Origin of the sequence: Pacificibacter sp. AS14 (assembly GCF_038899935.1) — a bacterium.
Classification (GTDB): domain Bacteria; phylum Pseudomonadota; class Alphaproteobacteria; order Rhodobacterales; family Rhodobacteraceae; genus Celeribacter.
This window is the reverse complement of record NZ_JBBMQI010000003.1, coordinates 54346-78277: the sequence shown is the minus strand read 5'-3', so window position 1 is coordinate 78277 and position 23932 is coordinate 54346. Positions and strand designations below refer to the sequence as shown.

The window sequence follows — 23932 nt, the reverse complement described above, 5'->3', positions numbered from 1 at the left end:
CCTTTTTGCGCCGCGATGTTTGACCTAGAGGAAACGAGATTGGGATCTAACATGGCATTTTTGGAAAACGCACAGCTTTCTTTTAAAATTTGGTCGAATGGGCTGGATGCCGCAGATAGTGCAGCGCTCGGGGCCATCGGGTTTGGCCTCATTATCTTTTCGGTGGTGGCTTTGTTGCTTCAACGCCATTTCGAGAAGCGCACCTTGCAGAACCGCGAGTCCGCTTCACGCCCACGTCCATGCCGTCCTGTGTTGGGATTGCGCCACAGCCGTGGCTCATGTTCTGAAAGCAAATCGGGGGGCTTTTTGACCGGTCAAAAGAAAGACCCATTTTTGTCGCGCCTGGAGCGTTTGGTCTAAAGGTTACAATAACCCTTTTTTGAGATAATATATTTAATAATACGAGTGAGAGAGCGGAATGTTTAAATGGTAATTCAGGCAACCATGTTATCTGCTGCAGCACTTATGGCTGCGATAGGCCTCGATCCATCTATAGTGATGACCGTTCGTTTGGATTGATGCGGATGGGCCGTGCTAGATCTTAAAAGTTGATGTCGACGTCGGGTAAATCTAGCGTTTTCATCAGGTCGCGGACCTCTTGACGGGCGGCTATGTTGGAAATGTTAAGCGCGTTTTTGACGCCGATCTCTTTTAGATCCAACAGTGTCAATCCGCGTGGGAACAGTTCACGAAAAATAACACGTTCAGAAAATCCTGGGGATAGGCGAAAGCCGATCCGCTTAGACAGATCGTGCATCGCTTCGCCGATTTTTTTCTTATTGTGCATGTTCTGCGCGCCCAGACGGTTGCGTAAGACAACCCAATCGATGGGTTTCAAGCCGGCCTTAGCGCGCAGTTGCCGCGCATTCCAGACCATTTCTGCATAAACCGATGGTCCCATGATTTTATTGGTTTCTGGATCGACCCGAGCCAGTAAGTCGAAATCGATAAAGCTGTCATTGATCGGTGTAATTAAAGTGTCGGCCAGTGAATGCGCCACTTGGCTCAAACGTGTGTGTGAGCCAGGGCAGTCAATAAGAATGAATTCGCATGTTTCTTCCAAGCCAGCGACGGCCAAAGACAACCGGCGGTCATATATGTTTTCACCTTTTTTAAGATCAGAGGCGTCAACATCAGGCAAATCGCGGTATTCTGGGGTTGGAAGGTTAATCCCTTCACGCAGGCAAAATGCCGAGCGGTTTTCAAGGTAACGGGCCATGGTTTTTTGACGCAAATCGAGATCCAGTGCCCCAACACGGTGCCCCATGCGTGACAAGGCCGTTGCAACATGCATGGATACAGTGGACTTGCCTGCGCCGCCCTTTTCATTGCCTACGATGATAATATGCGCCACGTGTCATTCACCTTATCTGCGGGCGCTTATACTGCGCGCTCCTGTTTCGCGTTAACCCTTATATGCCGCCCTTGCCCATATTGGTGCAAGAGCAATTGCGAAGCTGAGCTTTATTGAAAAGGGATTGTTGCCTGCCGCACGCGCAGAATGCTGTCGGCGTCGAGCCACAAAAAAACGCCACTCCAAAGAGCGGCGTTTTCTGTAGTAGGTACAAAGGTGTTTGGCTTAGAAGCCAAGACCTGCGTATTTGTTTTTGAACTTGGAAACACGGCCACCTTGGTCGAGAAGGCGTGAGCTGCCGCCATTCCATGCTGGGTGCGCTGTAGGATCAATGTCGAGTGCAAGCTGATCGCCCTCAGAACCCCAAGTGGATTTCATTTGAACCACTGTACCGTCTGTCATTTTGACGTTGATCATGTGGTATTCTGGGTGTGTATCTTTTTTCATGATAGTGCCCCTTACGCCTTTGGCGCTTTGTAGTTGGTGACTTCAGAGATACGTGCAGATTTACCGCGACGATCACGCAAGTAGTAGAGTTTCGCGCGACGCACACGGCCACGACGGATCACTTCGATGCTGTCGATGTTCGTGGAGTGCAGCGGGAACACACGTTCTACGCCTTCACCAAAAGAAATTTTGCGAACTGTGAACGAGCCGGCGATGCCTTTGCCGTTCTTACGAGCGATACAAACGCCTTCGTAGTTCTGTACACGAGAGCGCGTGCCCTCAGTGACTTTGTAACCAACGCGGATGGTGTCACCCGCTTTGAAATCTGGAATGGTTTTGCCAAGAGCAGCAACCTGCTCGGCTTCCAGCTGTGCGATAAGATCCATCGCTTTTCTCCAATATATGCTCACGGTATTTTCCGCGAAGGTGTGTACGTCCTCAGAGCTCTGTGTCTTCTATCGGGTCCATCAGATGATGCCCGCCAGAGGGTTCAGGTCGATTTTACTTTTATGTTGCCTTGCTTGGATTTGGTGGCACCGAAGAAAATACGCGCCCAAACAAAACAAGTCCGCACGACTCGTTATGAGCGGCGGACAGGTGCCTTATAGGCAAAGCTGGGGTGCTGGGCAAGGCGCAAAAAACCGTATAAATGGCGATTTTATTGAGAATTTTGAAATAATTTTTGCCTCGGGCCGCGATGCTGAGGCTACCATAGATCAAGCGAGCGTTGAAAGGCTGGGACGACCGCAAATGTTATTTTCTGAGGAAGGTCAGGGTGCATGGCCGAAGCAATGCCACGCGCGGGATGTTCAGACCTGTTGTGTCAATGGATCGAAGCACTTAGTGCCGCCACGATGAATGAAATGCGATGGAATACTGCACTCACTTTGACTCAAAATATCGGGGTGTCAGCGCTCAATGTTGTATCGCTTTCGTTGTATCGCTTTCGACCTGTGGACGCGATATCAATAGGTTTCGCAGTTCGATGAGCAATACGTGGTTGAAATCCTATTCTGCGCGTGAGCTTTGCCAATTGTCGTCCGTGCTTGCTGCGTTTTTAAAAGGACCAAACGGATGGCAGGAAAAGAGGGTTTTACATTTTGCATCGCAACGACTGACAGGGCGCGAAGTCGATGTTTTGTCATTTTGTTCTTCGTATTGTCTGATGTGACACGCTTGAGATGAAACTGAAGCATTACCTCTTCTAGAAACGCCCCCTATCTGCTTGCAGTTGAGGGGTATTTCTTTGCAAAGGCAGGCTGTTACACTTAGCTGTTATGGTAACCGGAATTGGAAAGAGGGTTAGGATGATTAAAGGCAGATGCGAATGCGGGGCAGTGATGTTTGAAGTTGCCGCCGTGCGCAAGACAGTCACCGTGTGCCATTGCTCTCAATGTCGCCGTCTTAGCGGTCATCTTTGGGCAGCAACGCGCGCGCTTTTCGATAATCTGGTGTTCGCCAAAGACGAGGGCCTTACTTGGTATGCCTCGTCGAATTTCGCCAAGCGCGGTTTTTGTCGCTGCTGCGGCACTAGCCTTTTTTACCGTATGAATGATGAAGACGGCGTCGGTATCGGGGCGGGATGCTTAGACATGCCGACGGGGCTTGAAATCAGTCAGCACATCTTTTGCAAAGATAAAGGTGACTATTACGACATCGATGGCGATGCGCTGCAGTTACCGACCTACTGATTGCTACGTTAATGTCAAAATTGGAAAGTTCTGCCGCAATTCCACTTTGGCACTGGATAACATCGGTTGTGTTTGTGTGCCAAAAAACACGCCATTACCAATACTCAGATGACGCGTGATGGCGTCTACCACGTACAGCTGATGAATAGGCTGTAGTACAAAATGCGAGCAAGGCTGGAGAGGCCTGCTCTCGAACTTAGGTCGGACAGTTCGAGCGGAATCGTTCAAGCAACTTTTGCGCGGCATCAGACATGTCGATATCGGGAGATGTTTTCAAAGCAATAAGCGCGGTCTGCAATGTCGTTTGGACTTCTGCAAGTGACGCACCATCGCGCGCAATAGCGCTAAACGCAGTGTCCAAAATATCCACACCACTCAAGGCCGATACAACGATGTTTTGAACACAGGTTTCCGGTGGCTCAGGCTCAATGTGGCTGGCCTCCCACAGGACGGTTGTGAGCGTATTGATGACCTGGATCGCGGTGCCTGGATCGTTTATTCCAGGTGACAAAGCCCGTGATGCGATTTCGGACAGAATTTGCAGACCAAGCAATGGGTCTTGTTCAAAGCTGCGTTGATCGCCAAGGGTGAAATGGGACTGAATGGTGCTAAGAATTGCGTCGCTATGGTTTCCAGACACCTGCGCCAAAACCGTGCCTTTGAGCACATGTTGCCCAGGAACATGCAAGATGTAAGTGGTTGATCTATCAGGGGTTGCGCCTGAAAGCCCGTGAACGTCGAGCAATTGGATATATCCAGATCTGGGCGCAACTATATCTGTGCAGATATCTGGCATCACAACCGCATCCGTCATAGGCAAGGCGCCAAACGCCGGTTTTTTGCGATAGGTTTTAAAGCGTGCTTGAGTCCGATTGCGAACAAGCGCGAGAGTGTCATCATGGCTGCCAAGAGTGCTTAAATGTTCGATCCAACGCAAAATCGCGCCAATGACCAGAGCCACGATCAATACAGTTACACCCATGAGTGCGAGGAGGGCTTCTGACGTGTAGAACCCCATCTGTGTGAGCACGATTGAGGTCAAAGCATAGACGAATGCGCCGATGAAAATGGCCAGAACGGATTGCGTTGTGGTGTCCTCAAGCAGCAAGCGATGCACACGAGGTGTAGTGTTTTGTGCCGCCGCGCGATGGGCCGAAACCATCACATTCAACGAAAACGTTGAAACGGCCAACATCGACGAAGCCAAAATTGTCAAAATGGGCATAACGGCGCTGGAAGGTAGCGTCATGGACACCGAGTCAGGCAACAGTTTGGCACTCCATGGGCCAACCACTGCAACCAGCAACGATCCAATCGCATAGAGACAGACACGCAACCAAAGTTTGCGATACAAACGCATGAACAGCGCCAACGGAACGTATAGAAACTGTGTACTCATTGAACCACTCCGATATGCTATTTAGGTTGGACGTAGACTTTCCACATGTCAGGACGGCGGTCTTCGGTTAGCGCGCGCGCCATGTCTTCGCGCCATTTGGCGATGTTACCATGGTGACCAGACATCAACACCTCAGGAATCTCATGTCCGCGCCACTCTTTGGGACGGGTGTATTGCGGGTGCTCCAGCAAGCCGTTTGAGTGGCTTTCGTCTTCGATGCTTTCCGCGTTGCCAAGCACGCCGGGCAAGAGCCGCACTGTGGCGTCGATCATCGCTGTCGCGGGGATTTCGCCACCGGTCAACACGAAATCGCCCAATGAAATTTCTTCGATCTCAAAGTGTTCAATCACCCGCTCATCGAGGCCTTCAAACCGACCGCAAATCAGGGTGATGCCTTCGGCTTCTGACCATTGCTTGGCCGTCGCCTGATCAAAGCGCTTGCCGCGCGGGGACAGATAAACCAGCGGCCATTTTTCGCGATCTTTCGGCAGGCCATTCATCGCAAAGTCAACAGCCTTACCCATGATGTCTGGACGCAAGACCATACCAGCTCCACCGCCCGCTGGGGTGTCATCGACATTGCGATGTTTGCCCTCGCCAAAGATACGCAGATCGATCGGCTCGAGCTGCCACAGCCCCTCTTGCAGCGCTTTACCCGTCAGGCTTTCGCCCAACATGCCCGGAAAGGCTGTCGGCAATAGCGTGATTATTTTGGCCTTCCACGTGCCCGCGATGTCAGGGGTATCCTGCATCAACTCGCGCGGTTGCAAGGTTGGGCGCACCGCCAGACGGCCATGGGATTTACTAGCAAGTTTGGGGGCGGTATTTGGTGTATCTGTGCTCATAGGCTCATATAGCCGCCCAAAGCCACAAAGGGAAAGGGGCGTTAGGTTCGTGTGCGCAAGATCGTCGCCTTAGCGGCTTGAAAGTCATCGCCCCAAAGCTTGCGACGATTGAGTTCCAAAAGCTGCGCGCGCGCGTCATCGTCCAAAGAGATATTCACGTTTTTAGGCAATGTCAGATCATCACGCAGATGCGTCAAATTGAGAATATCGAGTACAGGATCAATGGGATGATCGATGTCTTCTATGGCTCTGGTATGAACAGCGTGGTCGCCCAAGCGCACCCGCAGATCGTGGATGATCGCGTCATGATCGGCCGCCGCGGTGTATTTGGCGGCATAGTCATCGAAGCTGATCGTGGAGCGATTGTTTTTCAGCCGCTGCCAATGGCATGAGGCCAACCAACCTTCGCGCCGCGTCGTGTAATAGGTCTCGAAATCGTCCGCGTTGCCCATAACATCGCGCCACGCATCGCGGATCAGTTCCATCGCAATTGGTGCTGGAGCGTATTTGCCCACGCCTGATGAGCCCGGAAAATGCCCCGCTAGGCTTTCGCTGCTGACCAACACAGGGCGTGGGTCATCTGGGTCTATAAGTGAAAAGAACGCGCGCGCATGTGTGGTGATATTGGCTTTAGTGTCTTTGCAGCGATTGCCAGAGAAATGCAAAACTGCCTGAGACAGCGATGAAACCATAGCCCCGTGTTGTAGATAAAGTTCCACATAGGGCAGCAAGACAACACTGTTTTGAGCCAGCGTGGCCTGCAGGGTTTTCGTGCCTGTCTTGTGAAACCCTGCGTGAATGACGATACGCCTGCGCATGTGGTGATTACTCGAACAATCCTTCAGGTGGGTCTGCGATGATGCGTTTGCTGGCCAAATCGACCGTTGGAACGGCGGCTTTGGTGAACGGCAACAGCGCAGGTTCGCGCAGGTTTGGCGCGTGGACCTCTAACAGATCCCCTGCGCCATGATCGACCACAAGGCGCACTTCTCCCAATTTGGTGCCACCTGTGTCAAAGACTTCAAGGCCGACCAAGTCGGTGTAGTAGTATTCATCATCGGGCAAGGACGGCAGCTGATCGCGGGTTGCGAACACTGTTACGCCTTTAAGTGCATCTGCGTCCTCTTTGGTTTTCACACCAGACAAGGACACGACAAACCCGTTTTTGATCGATTGCTTTAGCGTCACATCAAAGCTGCGCGCGCCGTCTTCGGTGAACAGCGGGCTGTAGTCGGCAATCGCTTGCGGGTCCGCGCAAAAGGATTTGAGGCGCACATCGCCGTGGACGCCAAATGACCCTGCGATGGCCCCAACGATAATTCTCGGTTCGCTCATAGCGTGCTCTTTCATAGTCTAAGGCCTTTTACCAAAACCCGGATGTGCGGTTTTGGTAAAAGGCTTTTGTTCGAGATTACCGTGTCTCAGGTTTTGGGCAAGGCAATCGTTCTTCCCAACCCAATTGTTCAAGCTCTGGATCAAGCCCCTCAGAGTCGGGATGCCCGATACACAGATACCCAACCAATTGCCAATCGTCAGGGATGTCGAGGTCCGCTTTTAGACGCGGGGCATCCAAAATAGACACCCAACCCATCCCAAGCCCGTAAGTGCGCAAAGTCAGCCAAAACTGCATGATCGCGCAAACAACAGAATATCTGCGCATTTCCGGCATGGTGCCAGCGCCAAGACCTTTGCCCTTTTGGGTAGCCTCGTCGCAAAAGACGGCCAAATGAATGGGTGCGTCTTGCAGACCTGCGAGTTTCAATCCAGCGTAAAGCTTTGCCGTGTCACCTGTATAACCGCGCAACGCCCGCGTGTTGGCGGTCTCGAAATTATCAAGAACCGCCGCGCGGGCGTTGTCACTTATGACGTCCACAATCCGCCAAGGCTGTGACAGCCCGACGGAAGGGGCCAAAGAAAAACTCGTCAGGCAAGCGTCCATCGTCTTTTGGTCGACAGGGGAAGTGCGAAACCGGCGCACATCGCGCCGCAATCGCATCACTTTTTCAAGCGCTATGCGCTCGCTGTCGGTAAAAGACGTGGACAGTGCCAAGGGGCTTATTCCTCAGCAGCAGCCTCGGCAGGTGCCGCAGCAGCTTCAGCCGCGTCAGCAGCTTTTTGAGCTTTTTCGTCAGCACGGTCTTGAGCTTTTTTGCCTGGGACAGCTTTTTTCGGGTTGTTGCGATCAGTTTTCGCAATAACACCAGCAGCTTCGAGCATGCGAACGACACGGTCAGTTGGCTGTGCGCCTTCACCCAACCAGTATTTTACGCGATCGAGATCCATGATCACGCGCTCTTCGGAATCTTTCGCCAAGAGTGGGTTGTATGTGCCGAGTTTTTCGATGAAACGACCATCGCGTGGCATGCGTGAGTCAGCTGCTACGATACGGTAAAAAGGGCGTTTTTTAGAGCCACCGCGGGCAAGACGAATTTTCATAGACATAGTGAATTCTCCTAATTAAGTAAGTGACCGGACCTAAGAGCCGGTTATTCTTGGTGTTTTTCGTGATGATGGATAACTTCCTGAATGATGAACTTCAGGAAAGCTTTTGCGAATTCCGGATCAAGGTCTGCGCGTTTTGCGAGATCCTCAAGGCGGGCAATTTGTTTGGTCTCACGCGCTGGATCGGAGGGCGGAAGATCATGTTCGGCTTTGAGCTTGCCAACTGCTTGGGTGTGCTTGAAGCGCTCGCCAAGGGTGTAGACAAGGATCGCGTCGAGGCGGTCGATGCTCTCGCGGTGCTCTTTGAGAACCTCTTGAGCCAATTGAATTGGGTCACTCATGTGTAGGCCTCCATGCCGCCATCCATCAGAGCTGACGCATCTGGGTGTCGGTACACAACTGTTTCCTCGAGGGTGTCTCCGTCGGGGCGTTCAGACGTATCATCGCGCAACGCACCAAGGCGTGTGGCCAAGGCAATGGATCGAGAATTTTTTGGATCGATGTAAGACACAAGCGTGTCGCGGCCAAGCTCTGCATAGGCAAAGTCACGCGCCACTTGAGCGGCCTCAAAAGCGTAGCCTTTGCCTTCGCCCGCGGCTGTCATCATCCAACCCAATTCCAGTTCTGGGAAATGATCTGGTTTGAGCAAAGCCACTTGGCCAACAAACGCGCCGTCTTCCAAGGTTTCAATGCCCCAAGCGCCATGGCCAAACAAAGACCACTGCGCCACATCAGAGCAAAAGCTGAACCAAGCATGGCGGCGTTTCAGTTGACCCATGTAACCCGCACGGTCAGAGGCGAAGACATCGGCGTAAGCCTCAAAATCTGCACTGACATGCGCACGAAGACGCAAGCGTTGGGTTTCTATGGTGGGGGCTGCGGTCATTACGCGTTGTCCCCAAGTGGTTGGCCATCAAGAACTGGGCGTGTGAACGAACGATCATAACGGATGATGCAGCGCGTGCGTTCTGCATAGGCGTAAGCCGCGTTGCATTCAGCGTCGACAGCCATGCGATTGCGGTAATCTTCATAATCGGCAAGTGTTTCAAATGAGAAGTGGCAGTAAGCCACATCATTTGCGCCTTCATGTGGGAACCAATAGCCGTGATGCGTGCCGCCCATACGGGTAATGATGTGGATCCATGCGCGGGCATAAATCTCAAACTCCGGCACTTTATATGGGTCGATTTGATAAGTGAGTGAGCAAGTGATCATTTTTTCTTACCCAGACCCGTAAGATTGCTGGGCAAGCCCATGCCGCCGCCAAGACCAGGCAGGCCCATGCCGCGTGGCATAGCGCCTTGCAGCGCTTTGGTGGCTTCGGCCATTTTCGCCGGATCCATATCGTCGAGACCTTGCGGGCCGCCTTTGCCGATCATGCCCTTCATAGCCTGTTTCAGCATGCCGCCTTTGCCCATTTTGCCCATCTTTTTCATCATGTCCGCCATTTGACGGTGCATTTTCAAAAGTTTGTTCAATTCGGACACTTCAAGACCGGCACCTTTGGCGATGCGTTTCTTGCGCGAGGCTTGTAACAACGCAGGGTTGGCGCGTTCGCGTTTGGTCATGGATTGGATCAAAGCGACCTGGCGCTTGATGGTTTTGTCTTCAAAGCCGCTGTCTTTGACCTGTTTGGCTATTTTGCCCATGCCGGGCATCATCCCCATGAGACCTTCCATGCCGCCCATTTTGAGCATTTGCTCGAGCTGCATTTTCATGTCGTTCATGTTGAACTGGCCTTTGGTGAAGCGGCGCATCATGCGCTCTGCTTGCTCGGCCTCGATGGTGTCTTGGGCTTTTTCAACAAGAGCAACGATATCGCCCATGCCAAGAATGCGCCCAGCGATACGATCTGGGGTGAACTCTTCGAGCGCGTCCATTTTCTCGCCAAGACCGACGAATTTGATCGGCTTGCCTGTGACCGCACGCATAGACAGCGCAGCACCACCGCGTCCATCACCATCCATACGGGTCAGAACCACGCCGGAAATGCCAATGCGATCGTTGAAATTCTCGGCTGTGTTCACAGCATCCTGACCGGTCAAACCATCAACCACGAGCAAAATTTCGCGGGGATTGGTTACATCACGGACGGCTTCGACTTCGGCCATCAGTTCGTCATCGATAGACAAACGACCGGCGGTGTCGAGCATGTAGACGTCATAGCCGCCCATGGTCGCTTGTTGCTTGGCACGCTTGGCGATGTCGGCTGGTTTTTGACCCGGCACGATAGGCAGGGTGTCGACGCCGATTTGTTGACCCAAGACTTCGAGCTGTTGCATCGCCGCAGGACGGTACACATCGAGCGAGGCCATCAACACGCGCTTGCCTTGTTTTTCTTTCAGACGTTTCGCCAACTTCGCAGTCGTCGTGGTTTTACCACCACCTTGCAGACCGACCATCAAGATCGGGGCAGGGGGATTGTCGACTTTGAGCAGCTCGGCGTTTTCGTCATCGCCTTTGAGCACATTGATCAATTCGTCGTGGACGATCTTGATCACTTGCTGGCCGGGTGTCACAGATTTGGTTACAGCTTGACCTGTGGCGCGGTCTTGCACGGCTTTGACGAAATCGCGGGCCACTGGCAAGGAAACGTCAGCTTCCAAGAGGGCCACACGCACTTCGCGCAACGCTGTTTTGACGTCATCTTCGGACAGCGCGCCTTGGCTTGTCAGCTTGTCAAAAACACCGGAGAGGCGTTCGGATAGATTTTCAAACATACCGGCCCTCCTAAGACCTTAAAAACTGATGTGCCTCATATGGGGATGAGGCGGCGACGTTCCAAGACAATTTGCCAAACGATGAGCGCCCCCGTGGGCGCAACGCGCTGACGGAGGGCGATCCCGGCAAATGCCATGGGACCGGAAGTCTAGGTGCTTCCGGAGAGTTGTGCTTGCATTACGCTGACGCGAGACATGAGTCAAGCGCTGCACCAATGACGTCGCTATATAAGGCTATATAATAAGTCGCCCTCCAATATAGAGAGCGCCTTTGAACGCTTAGGGTTGATGGGATTAGGCCTCAAGTGCGGTGATCTGTTCTTCAGACGTCACAAAGGTAACATCAGTGATTCCGATAAAGCCAAGCACGTGACGCAAATAGGTCGAGGCAAAATCGACGTCTGCGCCCAATTTCGTGCCGCCTGAGGCGAAGGCAACGATGGCTTTCTTGCCTGTCAGTTGTCCAACAGGGCCAGTTTCTGTGTATTTGAATGTGCGACCGACCCGTGCCACTTGATCGATCCATGCTTTCATCGCCGCAGGGATGCCGAAGTTATAGACCGGCAGGCCAATGACGATGACCTCTGCGGCGATCAGCTCGTCCACCAATGCGTCTGAAAAGGCTAGGACGTTTTTTTGAGCGTCTGAACGGTCGTCTGCAGGTGTGAAGTTCGCGCCAACCCAGGCTTCGTCGATATGTGGAATCGCGTTTGACAGGTCGCGCTCGGTTGTTTTCTCGGGATTCAGAGTTTGAACGATCTGCGCTGTCAATTTGCGTGATGATGAGGCCGCGTGACGTGCAGAACTGTTGATTGAAAGTATATGTGTCATAAAATATCCTTGAGAACTGGCGGAACGTTTTGCCTGTGCTCAAGAGATAAAGGCGCTTTGAAATCTGCGTTAGTCGGAATTATCGCGCATAAAGCGTTCGAAAATGAACCTTGAATGCGGGGTGCGCCTAGACGTTTCGTATGATCAAGCTAGACTCCCCAAGAACAGAACAAGGCCCCACGGATCATGACCAATACAACAGTTCTAATCGTGGGCAGCGCCCCAAGCGCGCCTCAGGTTGCATCGTGGGACGTCAGCAGCTTTGACGCCGTTGTCGTTATAAACAACGCGTGGCAAGCGGTGCCACAGTGGACGCATTTCATCCATCCAGAGGACTTTCCACCAGAGCGCCGCCCTCAAGCGATCCCTCAAGGTCGCGTGCAAATCGGGGCGGATGTGTATGTGGAATCTCAGAACAAATACGGTGGGTTTGTCTATGCTGGCGGCACGATGGCCTTCACTTCGGCTTACTGGGCGCTTGATGCGTTTCGCCCAAAGGTTTTGGCCTTTTACGCCTGTGATATGATCTACCCCAAAACAGGCGCGACCCATTTTTATGGTTCAGGCGCAGCTGATCCATTGCGTAAAGATCCGACGCTTGTATCACTGCGTGCCAAAGCAAGACGTTTGCAGGTTTTGGCGGCAAAGCAAAGCTGCGCCGTGGTCAATCTCAGCACAGGCGACAGCGTGCTTCCCTATCCCCGTGCCGATGCCAAAGGTGCCCCGCACCCGCGCCCGCAGTTCTATGATAGCGATGTCGCGAATGAGGCTTTGTGGCTCGAACAGCAGGCGGACTATTTTGTGCCATCGGGTCGGTATTGGGACCACATTGATCAGTTTGACGCCGATGTCATTGCAAGCATTGATGCAGCTTGGCTGCGTGCCTTTGATGAGACCCTTTGAGGGTCGGGCAATTTCCAGTTGCGGCTTTCAGCCGACAGGCCATAGTCTGCACTTGTGTTTTTGAACGCTAGACGTTTAAACGGGTGAACCTCGTTCGTTAACGCACAGATTTGAGTCAGCTATGAATATAGAAAACTGGGACGAAATCCGCACAGCCTTTCAAGTTGCCAAAATGGGCACAGTGTCCGGCGCAGCACAGGTTCTGGGGGTGCATCACGCCACCGTCATTCGTCACATCGACTCTCTTGAGCAGACCCTCGGGGTGAAGCTATTCCAGCGCCACGCGCGCGGGTACACGTCCACAGAAGCCGGAATTGATCTGTTGAAAGTGGCACAGGCCACCGATGATCAATTTTCCCAACTGGTCAATCGGATCAAGGGGCGTGGAGAAGATGTAAGCGGTGAGCTGATCATCACGTCTTTGCCCGTCATGTCGCATCTAATCTTTCCTATTTTGGCCGATTTCCAAGCCCTGAACCCTAAATTAGTTGTGCGTTACCTCACCGGAGATCGCGTGTTTCGCTTGGAGTATGGCGAGGCGCATGTCGCGATCCGGACCGGAGCCGCACCGCAAGAACCTGACAATGTCGTGCAGCCTTTGGGGATGCAAAAATTCGGCTTGTTTGTCCATCAATCCTATGTCGATCGGTTTGGTATGCCTAAACCTGAAAATTTGCTCACCGATATGCGTTTTGTAGGGTTCGACGATCTTGGGCACAGGGCTCCCAGCATGGCTTGGTTTCGTGAAAATGTGTCGCCAGAGCAAGTCAGCTTTCGCGTCTCAAGTATGGAAGCGGCTGTTGAGGCTGTGCTGGCGGGCGTAGGCGCGGGCTTTATGAGCCATGAAGTTGCTTTCGCAAGTAAAGATCTCATCCAAATTTTGCCTGATCAAGCGGATTGGAGCGCGCCCAATTGGATCGTGACCCATGTCGATTTGCACCGAACCCCTAAGGTTCAGGCTATGCTGAGCTATCTGAAAGAGCGATCTAAGGAATGGAAACTTGACTGACGCAGCACGTCGCCTTGAGCGCCGCAATGGGCATCTCGCGATGCTCGCATTTTCCTTTCTTGTGGCTGGCAGTTTCTCGCTGGGCGGCATTGCGATGAAAACGGGGACGATTTCACCGATTGCCTTCAACAGCGTGCGATTTTTGATTGCGACCTGCGCTGTTGGCATTTTGGTGATGGCCACAGGCGGCATCACGCGGTCCGCGCTTCAAGCTCCTTGGCGTTACGCTATTTTAGGCGGGTTGTTCGCGCTGTATTTTATTATGATGTTCATAGGGCTGGAAACGGCTGCGCCCATTTCAATCTCTGCTTTGTTCACGTTGACGCCGCTGATGTCTGCTGTTTTTGGCTATTTCATCATGAGCCAAATCACCACCAAGCGGATTGCTTTCGCTTTGGCCGTGGGGGCCAGTGGCGCGCTTTGGGTGATTTTTCGGGCCGATCTGTCAGCGTTTTTGGCGTTTGAGGTCGGGCGCGGCGAAATGATCTATTTTATCGGTGTCGTGGGACATGCGCTTTATACGCCCCTTGTGCCGCGGCTTAATCGAGGCGAGCGCACCTTTGTATTCATCTTTCTCATATTGATTGCGACCACGCTTGTGGCGCTCGCCTTTGGCGCATCTGACATTCTGGCCACAGATTGGACCAGCCTGCCCAGCAGCGTGTGGATCGCTATGGGGTACACAGCGATCGTCGCCACCACTGTTACTGCGACATTGCTGACTTTTGCCTCGGTGCGTTTGGACAGCGCTAAGGTGATGGCTTACACCTATCTGACGCCGTCATGGGTGATCTTGTGGGAAATAGCCCTAGGCAACGGCGTGCCGCCTGCGTTGATTTTCGTGGGCATTGGATTGACAATACTGGCGCTGTACCTGCTGTTGAAACACGAGGAGTGATCCGCAACAAGTCAGATATCGAACGGTGAGCTGCGCGTGGGGTTAGGTCTGTTCCGCATCCTCACCCAACTCCGCCTCCAAGAACCGTTCAAGCCCGTCTAAATCCAGTGCCTCGAATTGACCGAAGCCTTGCATCCAGATCGAGGCAGCGCGCATGGCGTCGGGTTCCAGTTTGCACCATTTCACCCGCCCGCGTTTTTCTTGCCCGATCAGCCCTGCGCGCATCAGAAGCGTCAGGTGTTTGCTGACGGCGGCCAAAGACATCTCAAACGGTTCGGCCACGTCTGTGACGGCCATGTCGTCTTCCAACAGCATTTCAAGGATCGCGCGTCTGGTGGGATCGGCGAGAGCGGCGAAAACGAGGTCGAGGGATTTGGTAGGGTTGCTTTGGGTCATAGGGATCAGCGTTAAAATGGCAGGGCGCCTTGGTCAACCATTTGGTTGAATATAGTTCGGGGTCTTGAAATGCGCACAATGTGACCAGTTCGGTCTGAAGCGTCGCAGTGCTATAAAATTATTACTGTTTTATTTCAATAACTTAATTTGATTTCGAAAAGCCTAATCCCGTATTGACTCATGTCACCGTGCGCCATAGTTTGCCGACAACTAAACCAAGGGGCTTTGACGATGACTGACCCGCATGATCCGAAGCGGCTTAAAGCCTTGGATGAGCGGATCGCGACATTGAAAAAGACACAAGCGCCAACAAGCTCCCGCGGTGAAGAACACTTTTCTCAGGCCAATATGGCATGGCGGATGGTGATAGAATTGGTAGCCGGTCTCTTGATCGGTTTTGGCATAGGATGGGGCTTGGATAAGCTTTTTGGCACAACGCCAATTTTCATCGTGCTGATGGTTGGATTTGGACTGGCTGCGGGCGTCAAAACGATGATGCGCACAGCCCAGACGATCCAAGCAGAACAAGAGGCGGAAGCCTCGAAATTGAATGCGCAGGCAACTGCGGTAGATGATAACGCGGCAGATGCCGCAGGTGACGAGAGGGATTGAACATGGCGACCGAAGCACATGGTTCTGAGAGCAGCCTTGCATTCCACCCGATGGATCAGTTCAGAATTACGCCTCTTTTCGGAGATGGCGCGGTTCACTGGTACACAGTAACCAACGCAACCCTCTGGATGGCCCTTGCTGTTCTCGGTGTGGTGTTGCTTTTGGTTGTTGGCTCACGCGGCCGCTCAATTGTGCCGTCTAAAGGTCAATCCCTTGCCGAGCTGACATACGGTTTCGTTTACAAAATGCTCGAAGATGTGGGCGGCAAAGATTCCGTGCGCTACTTCCCGTACGTGATGACACTGTTTTGCTTCATCGCATTCTCAAACATCTTGGGCCTCTTGCCTTTGTCCTTCACGCCAACGACCCATATCGCGGTCACAGGTGTTTTGGCGCTGCTCGTGTTCGTTTTCGTCACCGTTCTTGGCTTTGTCAAAAATGGCGCGAAATTCCTTGAACTGTTCTGGGTTAAATCTGCGCCACTCGCGCTGCGCCCTGTTCTCGCAGTGATCGAGCTTATCTCATACTTCGTGCGTCCTGTAAGCCACTCCATTCGTCTGGCTGGCAACATGATGGCTGGTCACGCTGTGATCAAAGTCTTCGCGACATTCGCGGCCATCAAACTTATCGCACCCGTTTCTATCGCGGCCATTACAGCCATGTACGGTCTCGAACTTCTCGTAGCCTTCATTCAGGCCTACGTGTTCACCATTCTAACCTGCGTGTACCTCAAAGACGCGCTGCATCCGGCTCACTAATCGGATCAGGTTCGAACTCTAACTACTTTTCAGCCAATTCCAACGTAAGGAGATACCCCCATGGAAGGCAATATCGCAGAACTCGGCAAATACATCGGTGTAGGTCTCACAGCAATCGGCATGGGTGGCGCAGCTATCGGTGTTGGTAATGTTGCTGGCAACTACCTCGCGGGCGCTCTTCGCAACCCATCCGCTGCTGCTTCACAAACTGCTACACTCTTCATCGGCATGGCGTTTGCCGAAGCTTTGGGGATTTTCTCTTTCCTCGTCGCTCTCTTGTTGATGTTCGCAGTCTAAATCAGACTCACACATCCTTACGGCGGGGTGGGTCCTAACCGATCCACCCTAGCGTAATTTTGGCTCCTTCCGATTATCGGGGGGAATTATTCAGAGCCAGGAGGACACCATGGCGACAGAGACACATGGGGCAACTGAAGCAGTGGCAATGCCACAGCTTGATTTTGCTACTTTCCCGAACCAGATTTTCTGGCTTCTTGTCACGCTCGTCGTGATCTATTTCGTGCTGTCTAAAATTGCACTGCCACGCATTTCTTCGGTGCTTGCAGAACGCTCTGGCACGATTATGAACGACATTTCTGCCGCTGAAGAGCTCAAGCTCAAAGCCCAAGACGCAGAAAACGCATATAACAAAGCGCTCGCCGAGGCCAAAGCCGAAGCCCAGCGCATTTCAGGCGCAGCCAATGCAGCGATCCAAGCTGATTTGGATGTCGCTTTGGCAAAAGCCGACGCAGAGATTGCAGCGAAAGCTGTTGAATCTGAAGCGATGATCGCAGACATCCGCGACAACGCGGCAGACAGCGTCAAAGTGGTTGCCAAAGACACAGCTAAAGAACTCGTTGCAGCATTCGGCGGTAAAGCCGATGCCAAGACACTGACCGCCGCGATCAACGCGCGTTTGAAAGGGTAAGATCATGAAAACACTTCTCACCCTGACAGCTGCTGTTGTCGCGACACCAGCTTTCGCAGCCGATGGTCCGTTCTTGTCCTTTAGCAACACAAACTTCATCGTTTTGCTTGGTTTCCTCGTCTTCATCGGCGTTTTGGTCTACGCAAAAGTCCCATCCATGCTTGGTGGTCTTTTGGACAAGCGCGCTGAAGGTATCTCTAAAGAGCTCGAAGAAGCCCGCGCCCTGCGCGAAGAAGCCCAAACCATTTTGGCGTCTTACGAGCGTAAGCAACGTGAAGTACAAGAGCAAGCTGATGCGATTGTGGCACAAGCCAAAATCGATGCGGATGCCGCCGCCGTGAAAGCAAAAGAGGTCATCAAGACATCTATCGAACGTCGCCTTGCTTCTGCTCAGGATCAGATCGCATCCGCCCAAGCCGCAGCCGTTCGTGATGTACGCAATACTGCTGTGACCGTGGCTATCGCCGCTGCACAAGACGTGATTGCACAGCAGATGACTGCCGCAGACGCAAACAAATTGATTGATGACGCGATTGGCGATGTGGCTGACAAGCTGCACTAAGCTGTGATATCAAGACCAAGTTTTGAAAGCCCTGCGGTGACGCGGGGCTTTTTTTGTCTATATACTGCGCCATGAATGATCGAGATATTTTCAAGGGGCACATATGACTTACCAAGGGCAATGCCATTGTGGTGCTGTGCGCTTTGTTGTGCATGCTGAGATAGATCACGTTCGGGTTTGCGATTGTTCCATCTGCTCGATGCGTGGGGCTTTGAACTTTCGTATACCAGATAAGGCTTTGTCTCTTTCGACGCCTTGGGATGCCTTGCATGTCTACCGTTGGGGAACGCGAACAGGGGCAGACTATTTCTGCTCGACCTGCGGTATCATGCCATTTCGTCGGCCGTCGGCCCCTTCACCTCAAGAAGTGCGAAATGGCGTTATACCCTTTGATGGCTGGGCTGTGAATGTCCGATGCTTGAGCCATTTAGATATCGAAGCACTGCCTGTCGTTCAGATTAATGGACGCCAGATATAGCCGTTGCGGTATGATTACCCACGATACTGTTCGTGATCGAAACGCAGTTTCGCGATTCCCTCATTTTTCTCGAACTGTTGCTGGTCCTTGAGCGCCTGTTCCACGTAATTCAGATGGGACACGACGGCTGTATGTGCTGCCACTGGATCGCGCGTTTGCAGGGCATCATTGATCGATCTGTGTTGGCTTAAAAGATCGGCGCGATTGGTGCGCTGTTTGAACATCACCGAACGGTTGTAAAACACACCTTCGCGCAGCAAATCAAACATAGACCGCATCATGTGCAGCATCACCACATTGTGGCTGGCTTCTATGATGGACAGGTGAAATTCAGCGTCCAGACGGGCCTCGTCCGATGGGTTACGTTTGGGGTGTACCGCTTCCATTTTCTCAAAAATCGTATTGATGACTTTAAGATCGGTGTCAGATCCAAAGGTGGCAGCACGTTCCGCGGCCAAGCCTTCCATGTCGCGGCGAAAGGCAATGTAGTCGAACACAGCTTCGTCATGATCGCCAAAGAGCTTAACCAAGGCTGGGGAAAAGGCAGACCCCAAAACATCTGCCACAAATACGCCAGCACCCGCGCGTGTTTCCAACAGACCTTTGGTGCTCAGGTCGCCAATAGCTTCGCGCAAAGATGGGCGCGATACGTTCAGGCGCTCTGCCAAATCACGCTCAGCAGGTAGTCTTTCGCCTGGACGTAGGATGCCACGCAAAATCAGCAATTCAATTTGCTTGACCACGCTCTGTGCCAGCTTTTCAGATTGGATTTTTTGAAATGGCATGACGTCTCCGACGGCTGATCGATATGATTGGTCAATATATATGACCAAGACTTGCCGCTGGCCATGAAAAAAGGCCGGACACTGTGCCGGCCTTTTAAAAGAGTTTGAGTTTGGCTTACGCAGCTGGCGTGATGATGATCTCAACGCGGCGGTTTTGTGCGCGACCCTCAGGTGTAAGATTGGTTGTCACAGGCGCGTCTTCGCCACGGCCATAGGCGTTCACCCGGTAAGATTCGACCCCATTTGCTCGCAGAATCGTAGATACAGCTGAAGCGCGGCGCGTGGAGAGCTCTTGGTTGTAACCTGCATCGCCGGTGTTATCGGTGTGGCCAATGACCTGAACTGTGGTTGACGGGTAGTCTTGCAAATTACGAGCAAGCGCGCCGAGATCCGATTGAAGGCCGGCGCGAACAACAGCGCTGTCAGTATCGAACAAGATGTCTTGTGGCAGGGTCACAACAAGCTCGGAGCCGGTGTTGACGATTTGAACGTCATCATTGCCAAGGTCTTGGCGCAAGTCTGCGGCCTGCTGATCAAGCGTGCCACCGATACCAGCACCGATCGCGCCACCGATTACGGCGCCGACTGCGGCCTTGCCGAGTTTGCCGTCGCCCTGTGACAGACCGACGATGCCGCCAAGAACTGCGCCTGCGACGGCACCTTGGCGGGCTTTGGAATCAGGATCGCTCAGGCTGCTATTTTCCAAACAACCCGTCAATGCAACGGTGGCGACAAGGGGAAGGGCGATAAGGGTGCGGGTCTTCATGAGACTACCTTTTTGGTTAAACTGCTTTGACGCTTCTTTTACCTTAGGCCCGACATGATGCGCAGGTCTATGACAGATAGATCTAGAAACGGGCGGAAACGTGCTTACGACGTTGCTCGTTATATAGATTCAGATTGCACAGTTTCAAATGCCAATAGGGCACGTTTGACAGGAGTACCCCAGTGATACCCACCCAAATCACCCGATTTGCGCAACACGCGGTGGCACGGGATCAGCCAACTGATGGGGTTGCGCCCCACGGCGGTCCCTACCGCGCGTACGGCTTTCGGGTTACCAATGGCGGCCGCTATATCGCCATAGGTCGTCACTTGGCCTGAAGGAATCGACAAAAGCGCCTCCCAAACTTTGATTTGAAAAGGGCCTCCGATCAGTTGAAGCTGCGCTGTGCCCCCCGATAGGGCTGCATCAACAAAAGGGCGTACCACTAAAGGGTTCTCAACAAAACTTGCGTTGGGCCAGCGCGCGCTTAGATCGGCAAAACTTGCCTCGCGTCCGATTTCAGATGTAAAGCCAAGGCCGCACAATCCGCGCGGCGTGGCCATCGCTAAAGCTTCTCCAAAGGGCGTTTCGCACCAACCATAGGAAATCTGTAAGCCCGCGCCTTTGCGGGCATAGTCGCCCGGTGACATGGCTTCCCAGCGCAAAAATAAATCGTGCAGCCTGCCAGTGGATGATAAGCCGACATCTTCAGCGATATTCAACAGCGTGTGACGTGTTTTCATCAGTGTTTTGGCGTGATCCAAGGTCAAATACTGCTGATAGCGCTTGGGCGAGACGCCTGCCCATTTTGAAAACACTTTTTGAAAGTGTTGCGGGCTCATGCCTAGGTCTCTCGCCAGCGCTTCTAAGGTCACAGTGGATTTGGACTGATCAATGTGCGAGATCGCACGACGAATGACCTGATAGTGATAGCGATCTTCGACCGTCATTTGAGCCTCCCATGTGTTTGAGGCGATAATCACACAAAACCTCTCGTCATGGCGACCCGAAACTTGATTAATGAAACAGATTTAGGCGACCATGCTCCGCGTGGCCACGGCGTAACGTGGTTGGGTCACAATAGCTTCGCCGCTGTGTAAAACCATCCGTGCGGTTTGCGATGTCGCTTGATTGGGGCCAAGTTTGGACAGGATCTCTGCGGTCGTGCGAGGACCTAAAAACTTTAAGGTTTCCTCATCGGGGAAAAGGCTCTCTATCCAAACGCCCTCGGACAAAATGATTTCGTGTTGGGCTAGTAGAACATGGCAGTAGGCGTAGTTAGAATAAGGGATTTCGAACTCAGTTTCTGCTTGCGTTGCAATGTCGGACGCGGGTGCCAGCACTTCGTTTTCGCCAAAATGCAGGCCCACCATAGGAGAATTCAAAAGTAACTTATGGTTCGGCGAAACGATAAGATCATGTTCAGGCGTGCGCCCGCCCAAAGACCCCGCATAAATGCGTACAGGCGGCAGCGCGCCGTCGTCATCCATGGCGCTGCGGCCAACCCAGACAATGGGTTGATAACCGTTGTCGCGCGTGAGCAGCAGGTCGCCAGCACGTAGCCATTCCACAGGTTGAGCCCCTTCAGACGTTTCGATCATCACGCTGGGGCCGAAGCCCGATAGCCCTGGCGGCGTACGTATTGGCTTTGATGCAGCATTGTCTTCGTCTGCGTCAAAAAGGGCCAGCGTGTCGCGCGTCTCGGGGCGTTCAAATTGTCCGAATGGGGTATGCATGATATTCGCGTCCGCTGATAAGTGTTGTGTCGAGAATGCGGCGAATTGGTCAACGCAGGATTAATCGCAATATCAGATCTGTCGCCAATTTTATGAAAACCCAAGCCTTGCCGTTAAGGCCACAAAAAGGCATTAAACGAAGTATGGTAAAACAACTCGATTATCACACGATCTTTGAAATATTTTCGCGTTTTCACGCCGCTGAGGCGGAACCCAAAGGTGAGCTTGATCACACCAACGCCTATACTTTGGTTGTGGCGGTGGCCCTGTCTGCGCAGGCCACTGATGTGGGCGTGAACAAGGCGACGAAAGAGTTATTCAAAATCGCGGATACCCCGCAAAAGATGCTCGATCTGGGAATCGAGGGTCTCACCGAACACATCAAAACCATCGGGCTATTTCGCCAAAAGGCCAAGAACGTGATGAAAACGGCGCAAATCTTGGTGGATGATTTTGACGGCATCGTGCCCTCATCGCGCGCGGCGCTTGAAAGCCTGCCTGGTGTGGGCCGCAAAACTGCGAATGTGGTGCTGAACATGTGGTGGCATGTGCCAACCCAAGCTGTGGACACGCATATCTTGCGTTTTGGCAATCGCTCTGGTGTCGCGGTCGGCAAAGATGTGGTCGCGGTTGAGCGCGCCATCGAAGACCAGATTCCCGCTGAATTTCAACAACACGCGCATCACTGGATGATCTTGCATGGTCGCTATACCTGCAAGGCGCGTAAACCTTTGTGCAGCACTTGTCTGATACGAGACATCTGCGCCTTTGAGGAGAAGAATTTTGACTAAAACCTACCAAGTTGTCGGCATCGGCAACGCGATCGTAGATGTGATCACCCAGGCGGATGATAGCTTTTTAGAGCTTATGGGCATCGAAAAAGGCATCATGCAATTGGTCGAACAAGCGCGTGGCGAGATGCTTTATGGGGCCATGGAAAACCGTGTGCAAACGCCCGGTGGCTCAGTCGCCAACACTTTGGCCGGCTTGGGCAATCTTGGCTTGAAAACGGGTTTCATTGGTCGGGTGCATGACGATGCTTTGGGGCGCTTTTATGCGGCTGAGATGGAAACCGACGGCACTGTTTTCGTCAATCCGCCGGTTGCTGGCGGCGAGCTGCCGACATCGCGGTCTATGATCTTCGTGTCCCCAGATGGGGAACGCTCGATGAACACCTATCTTGGCATTTCGTCTGAGATTTCGTCTGCAGACGTGAATGCAGATGCGGCCTCAGACACGACCATTATGTTTCTTGAAGGCTATCTGTACGACAAAGACATGGGCAAGGCGGCGTTCGATGAAGCGGCTAAGTTGACCCATGCGGCAGGTGGCAAAGTGGGGATTTCTTTGTCCGACCCATTCTGTGTGGACCGTCATCGTGATGATTTTCGACAGTTCGTCAAAGAAATGGATTTCGTGATCGGTAATGAACACGAATGGGAAAGTCTCTACCAAACAGATCTATCCGCAGCACTTGAGATCGCAGCGACCGAATGTGGTTTGGTGGTCTGTACGCGTGGTGGTGGTGGCGTTGTATTGGTGCAAGGCGACGAAGAGGTCGTGGTGCCTGTAGAACGCGTGCAGCCAGTGGATACCACAGGCGCGGGCGACCAGTTCGCGACAGGATTTTTGTACGGCTTTGCCACAGGGGAAAGCTTGGAAATCTCTGGCAAAATGGGCTGTGTCGCGGCCGCCGAAGTGATTTCTCATATCGGACCACGACCTGAGGCCGATCTTAAGGCCCTGTTCAAAGACGCAGGGCTGCTCTAAGTTTCAGATGAATTCGAATAACGGCGTTAGGAATGTGTGATGGATGGAGCTATGGCAGCCGCGTTTTTGCTATTCGGGGGGCTTGATATGGTCCTAAATGATTGCGGGCCTGGTTCTGGTTGCTTGGCTCAATCTGACGTACCTGCGCGTTTTGCCATCTCAACAGGGCTGGTCGATTTTGATGAAGACACAGTGTCTCAAGAAGCCTATTTTCGTTACGATTTTGGCAAAAAATACGGACCGTTTCAGCCCATCATGGGTGCGTCCTTTACAGGTCAAGGTGCTGTTTGGGCCGGAGCGGGCGCGGCCTATACCAAAGAGCTAGCTGAGACGGGTCTTTACGCCCAGCTTCATCTGATGGGTGGCCTTTTTGACAAGGGCTACGGGGAAGACATTGGCGGAAATATACATTTTCGCTCTGGTGTTGAGCTTGGCTATGAGGCTGACAATGGATGGCGCTATGCTGTGTCATATGATCACCGATCCAATGCAGAGTTGGAGGGCGTGAATCCTGGCCTAGAGACGCTACAATTCCGCATTTCTGTTCCGCTCGACTAAAGCTAAAAGCGCGTAGACATTAAAAAAAGGCGCGTTGAGATCAG

At 52.7% G+C, this 23932-nt stretch carries 32 protein-coding genes; 13 read left to right on the top strand and 19 right to left on the bottom strand.

Annotation, left to right across the window (positions count from 1 at the left end):
- Positions 1–51 precede the first annotated feature (51 nt).
- Complete coding sequence (locus tag WNY38_RS04610) at positions 52–360, top strand: hypothetical protein (RefSeq protein ID WP_342856162.1); 309 nt, start codon at positions 52–54, stop codon at positions 358–360.
- Positions 361–541: 181 nt separating this feature from the next.
- Here the strand turns inward: WNY38_RS04610 and WNY38_RS04605 are convergent, their stop codons facing one another.
- From WNY38_RS04605 to rplS, 3 genes are all read right to left on the bottom strand, one after another.
- Positions 542–1354: a division plane positioning ATPase MipZ gene (locus WNY38_RS04605; protein WP_342856161.1), complete on the bottom strand. Its 813-nt coding sequence runs from the start codon at positions 1352–1354 to the stop codon at positions 542–544.
- Positions 1355–1579: 225 nt separating this feature from the next.
- On the bottom strand, positions 1580–1801 hold the full coding sequence (gene rpmE, locus WNY38_RS04600; protein WP_342856160.1) for a 50S ribosomal protein L31: 222 nt from the start codon (positions 1799–1801) through the stop codon (positions 1580–1582).
- 11 nt (positions 1802–1812) lie between these two features.
- Positions 1813–2187, bottom strand: a complete 375-nt coding sequence (gene rplS, locus WNY38_RS04595) for a 50S ribosomal protein L19 (RefSeq protein ID WP_342856159.1) — start codon at positions 2185–2187, stop codon at positions 1813–1815.
- 954 nt (positions 2188–3141) lie between these two features.
- Here rplS and WNY38_RS04590 point away from each other — a divergent pair.
- A complete protein-coding gene (locus WNY38_RS04590) occupies positions 3142–3492 on the top strand; it encodes a GFA family protein (protein WP_342856158.1) in 351 nt (116 codons plus the stop codon).
- A gap of 196 nt (positions 3493–3688) precedes the next feature.
- On the opposite strand, the gene WNY38_RS04585 is transcribed toward WNY38_RS04590, so the two are convergent.
- The 11 genes from WNY38_RS04585 to WNY38_RS04535 all read right to left on the bottom strand — a co-directional run bounded on the left by WNY38_RS04585 (position 3689) and on the right by WNY38_RS04535 (position 11729).
- Positions 3689–4891: a DUF2254 domain-containing protein gene (locus WNY38_RS04585; RefSeq protein ID WP_342856157.1), complete on the bottom strand. Its 1203-nt coding sequence runs from the start codon at positions 4889–4891 to the stop codon at positions 3689–3691.
- A gap of 17 nt (positions 4892–4908) precedes the next feature.
- Positions 4909–5736, bottom strand: a complete 828-nt coding sequence (gene trmD / locus WNY38_RS04580; RefSeq protein WP_342856156.1) for a tRNA (guanosine(37)-N1)-methyltransferase TrmD — start codon at positions 5734–5736, stop codon at positions 4909–4911.
- 41 nt (positions 5737–5777) lie between these two features.
- Positions 5778–6554: a hypothetical protein gene (locus WNY38_RS04575; RefSeq protein ID WP_342856155.1), complete on the bottom strand. Its 777-nt coding sequence runs from the start codon at positions 6552–6554 to the stop codon at positions 5778–5780.
- Positions 6555–6561: 7 nt separating this feature from the next.
- Positions 6562–7071 (bottom strand): ribosome maturation factor RimM, encoded by a 510-nt coding sequence (gene rimM, locus WNY38_RS04570; RefSeq protein WP_342856154.1) that lies wholly within the window; start codon positions 7069–7071, stop codon positions 6562–6564.
- Positions 7072–7147: 76 nt separating this feature from the next.
- Positions 7148–7786, bottom strand: coding sequence for a 5,6-dimethylbenzimidazole synthase (bluB, locus tag WNY38_RS04565; RefSeq protein WP_342856153.1), 639 nt, complete (start codon positions 7784–7786; stop codon positions 7148–7150).
- A 5-nt stretch (positions 7787–7791) separates the two neighbouring features.
- The gene (gene rpsP, locus WNY38_RS04560) at positions 7792–8178 is read right to left on the bottom strand and encodes a 30S ribosomal protein S16 (protein WP_342856152.1); all 387 of its coding nucleotides are present in this window, start codon (positions 8176–8178) and stop codon (positions 7792–7794) included.
- 44 nt (positions 8179–8222) lie between these two features.
- Positions 8223–8519 carry a chorismate mutase gene (locus WNY38_RS04555; RefSeq protein WP_342856151.1) on the bottom strand — a complete coding sequence of 99 codons (297 nt, stop codon included), beginning with the start codon at positions 8517–8519 and terminating at the stop codon, positions 8223–8225.
- Complete coding sequence (locus WNY38_RS04550; protein WP_342856150.1) at positions 8516–9064, bottom strand: GNAT family N-acetyltransferase; 549 nt, start codon at positions 9062–9064, stop codon at positions 8516–8518. Before WNY38_RS04550 ends, WNY38_RS04555 begins: the two co-directional genes overlap by 4 nt.
- Positions 9064–9393 (bottom strand): NIPSNAP family protein, encoded by a 330-nt coding sequence (locus WNY38_RS04545; RefSeq protein ID WP_342856149.1) that lies wholly within the window; start codon positions 9391–9393, stop codon positions 9064–9066. Before WNY38_RS04545 ends, WNY38_RS04550 begins: the two co-directional genes overlap by 1 nt.
- Positions 9390–10898: a signal recognition particle protein gene (ffh, locus tag WNY38_RS04540; protein WP_342856148.1), complete on the bottom strand. Its 1509-nt coding sequence runs from the start codon at positions 10896–10898 to the stop codon at positions 9390–9392. The genes WNY38_RS04545 and ffh overlap by 4 nt, the downstream gene beginning before the upstream one ends.
- A 294-nt stretch (positions 10899–11192) precedes the next feature.
- Complete coding sequence (locus WNY38_RS04535; protein ID WP_342856147.1) at positions 11193–11729, bottom strand: NAD(P)H-dependent oxidoreductase; 537 nt, start codon at positions 11727–11729, stop codon at positions 11193–11195.
- A 186-nt stretch (positions 11730–11915) separates the two neighbouring features.
- Between WNY38_RS04535 and WNY38_RS04530 the strand changes: the two genes are divergently transcribed.
- The 3 genes from WNY38_RS04530 to WNY38_RS04520 all read left to right on the top strand — a co-directional run bounded on the left by WNY38_RS04530 (position 11916) and on the right by WNY38_RS04520 (position 14539).
- Positions 11916–12632: a hypothetical protein gene (locus WNY38_RS04530; RefSeq protein ID WP_342856146.1), complete on the top strand. Its 717-nt coding sequence runs from the start codon at positions 11916–11918 to the stop codon at positions 12630–12632.
- Positions 12633–12759: 127 nt separating this feature from the next.
- A complete protein-coding gene (locus WNY38_RS04525) occupies positions 12760–13641 on the top strand; it encodes a LysR family transcriptional regulator (protein WP_342856358.1) in 882 nt (293 codons plus the stop codon).
- Positions 13642–13681: 40 nt separating this feature from the next.
- Complete coding sequence (locus tag WNY38_RS04520) at positions 13682–14539, top strand: DMT family transporter (RefSeq protein ID WP_342856357.1); 858 nt, start codon at positions 13682–13684, stop codon at positions 14537–14539.
- Between the two features lie 42 nt (positions 14540–14581).
- Here WNY38_RS04520 and WNY38_RS04515 read toward each other — a convergent pair whose 3' ends face one another.
- On the bottom strand, positions 14582–14935 hold the full coding sequence (locus WNY38_RS04515; RefSeq protein ID WP_342856145.1) for a metalloregulator ArsR/SmtB family transcription factor: 354 nt from the start codon (positions 14933–14935) through the stop codon (positions 14582–14584).
- A 231-nt stretch (positions 14936–15166) separates the two neighbouring features.
- On the opposite strand from WNY38_RS04515, the gene WNY38_RS04510 reads away from it, so the two are divergent.
- From WNY38_RS04510 to WNY38_RS04490, 5 genes are all read left to right on the top strand, one after another.
- Entirely contained in the window at positions 15167–15547 is a 381-nt protein-coding gene (locus WNY38_RS04510; RefSeq protein ID WP_342856144.1) for an AtpZ/AtpI family protein, read from the top strand.
- A gap of 2 nt (positions 15548–15549) precedes the next feature.
- The gene (locus WNY38_RS04505; protein WP_342856143.1) at positions 15550–16305 is read left to right on the top strand and encodes a F0F1 ATP synthase subunit A; all 756 of its coding nucleotides are present in this window, start codon (positions 15550–15552) and stop codon (positions 16303–16305) included.
- 60 nt (positions 16306–16365) lie between these two features.
- Entirely contained in the window at positions 16366–16602 is a 237-nt protein-coding gene (locus WNY38_RS04500; protein ID WP_123792676.1) for a F0F1 ATP synthase subunit C, read from the top strand.
- A 109-nt stretch (positions 16603–16711) separates the two neighbouring features.
- Complete coding sequence (locus WNY38_RS04495; RefSeq protein ID WP_342856142.1) at positions 16712–17233, top strand: F0F1 ATP synthase subunit B'; 522 nt, start codon at positions 16712–16714, stop codon at positions 17231–17233.
- A 4-nt stretch (positions 17234–17237) separates the two neighbouring features.
- Positions 17238–17795, top strand: a complete 558-nt coding sequence (locus WNY38_RS04490) for a F0F1 ATP synthase subunit B (RefSeq protein ID WP_342856141.1) — start codon at positions 17238–17240, stop codon at positions 17793–17795.
- A 492-nt stretch (positions 17796–18287) separates the two neighbouring features.
- Here the strand turns inward: WNY38_RS04490 and WNY38_RS04485 are convergent, their stop codons facing one another.
- The 4 genes from WNY38_RS04485 to WNY38_RS04470 all read right to left on the bottom strand — a co-directional run bounded on the left by WNY38_RS04485 (position 18288) and on the right by WNY38_RS04470 (position 21560).
- On the bottom strand, positions 18288–19058 hold the full coding sequence (locus tag WNY38_RS04485; protein WP_342856140.1) for an FCD domain-containing protein: 771 nt from the start codon (positions 19056–19058) through the stop codon (positions 18288–18290).
- 115 nt (positions 19059–19173) lie between these two features.
- Positions 19174–19824: an OmpA family protein gene (locus tag WNY38_RS04480; RefSeq protein ID WP_342856139.1), complete on the bottom strand. Its 651-nt coding sequence runs from the start codon at positions 19822–19824 to the stop codon at positions 19174–19176.
- Between the two features lie 119 nt (positions 19825–19943).
- On the bottom strand, positions 19944–20774 hold the full coding sequence (locus WNY38_RS04475; protein WP_342856138.1) for a bifunctional helix-turn-helix domain-containing protein/methylated-DNA--[protein]-cysteine S-methyltransferase: 831 nt from the start codon (positions 20772–20774) through the stop codon (positions 19944–19946).
- 81 nt (positions 20775–20855) lie between these two features.
- The gene (locus WNY38_RS04470) at positions 20856–21560 is read right to left on the bottom strand and encodes a Hint domain-containing protein (protein WP_342856137.1); all 705 of its coding nucleotides are present in this window, start codon (positions 21558–21560) and stop codon (positions 20856–20858) included.
- Positions 21561–21703: 143 nt separating this feature from the next.
- Here WNY38_RS04470 and nth point away from each other — a divergent pair, with 143 nt between their 5' ends.
- From nth to WNY38_RS04455, 3 genes are read left to right on the top strand one after another with little or no spacing between them, the layout of a single operon-like run.
- The gene (gene nth / locus WNY38_RS04465) at positions 21704–22351 is read left to right on the top strand and encodes an endonuclease III (RefSeq protein WP_342856136.1); all 648 of its coding nucleotides are present in this window, start codon (positions 21704–21706) and stop codon (positions 22349–22351) included.
- Entirely contained in the window at positions 22344–23330 is a 987-nt protein-coding gene (locus WNY38_RS04460) for an adenosine kinase (protein ID WP_342856135.1), read from the top strand. Before nth ends, WNY38_RS04460 begins: the two co-directional genes overlap by 8 nt.
- A gap of 51 nt (positions 23331–23381) precedes the next feature.
- Positions 23382–23888 (top strand): acyloxyacyl hydrolase, encoded by a 507-nt coding sequence (locus WNY38_RS04455; protein WP_342856134.1) that lies wholly within the window; start codon positions 23382–23384, stop codon positions 23886–23888.
- Positions 23889–23932: the final 44 nt, after the last annotated feature.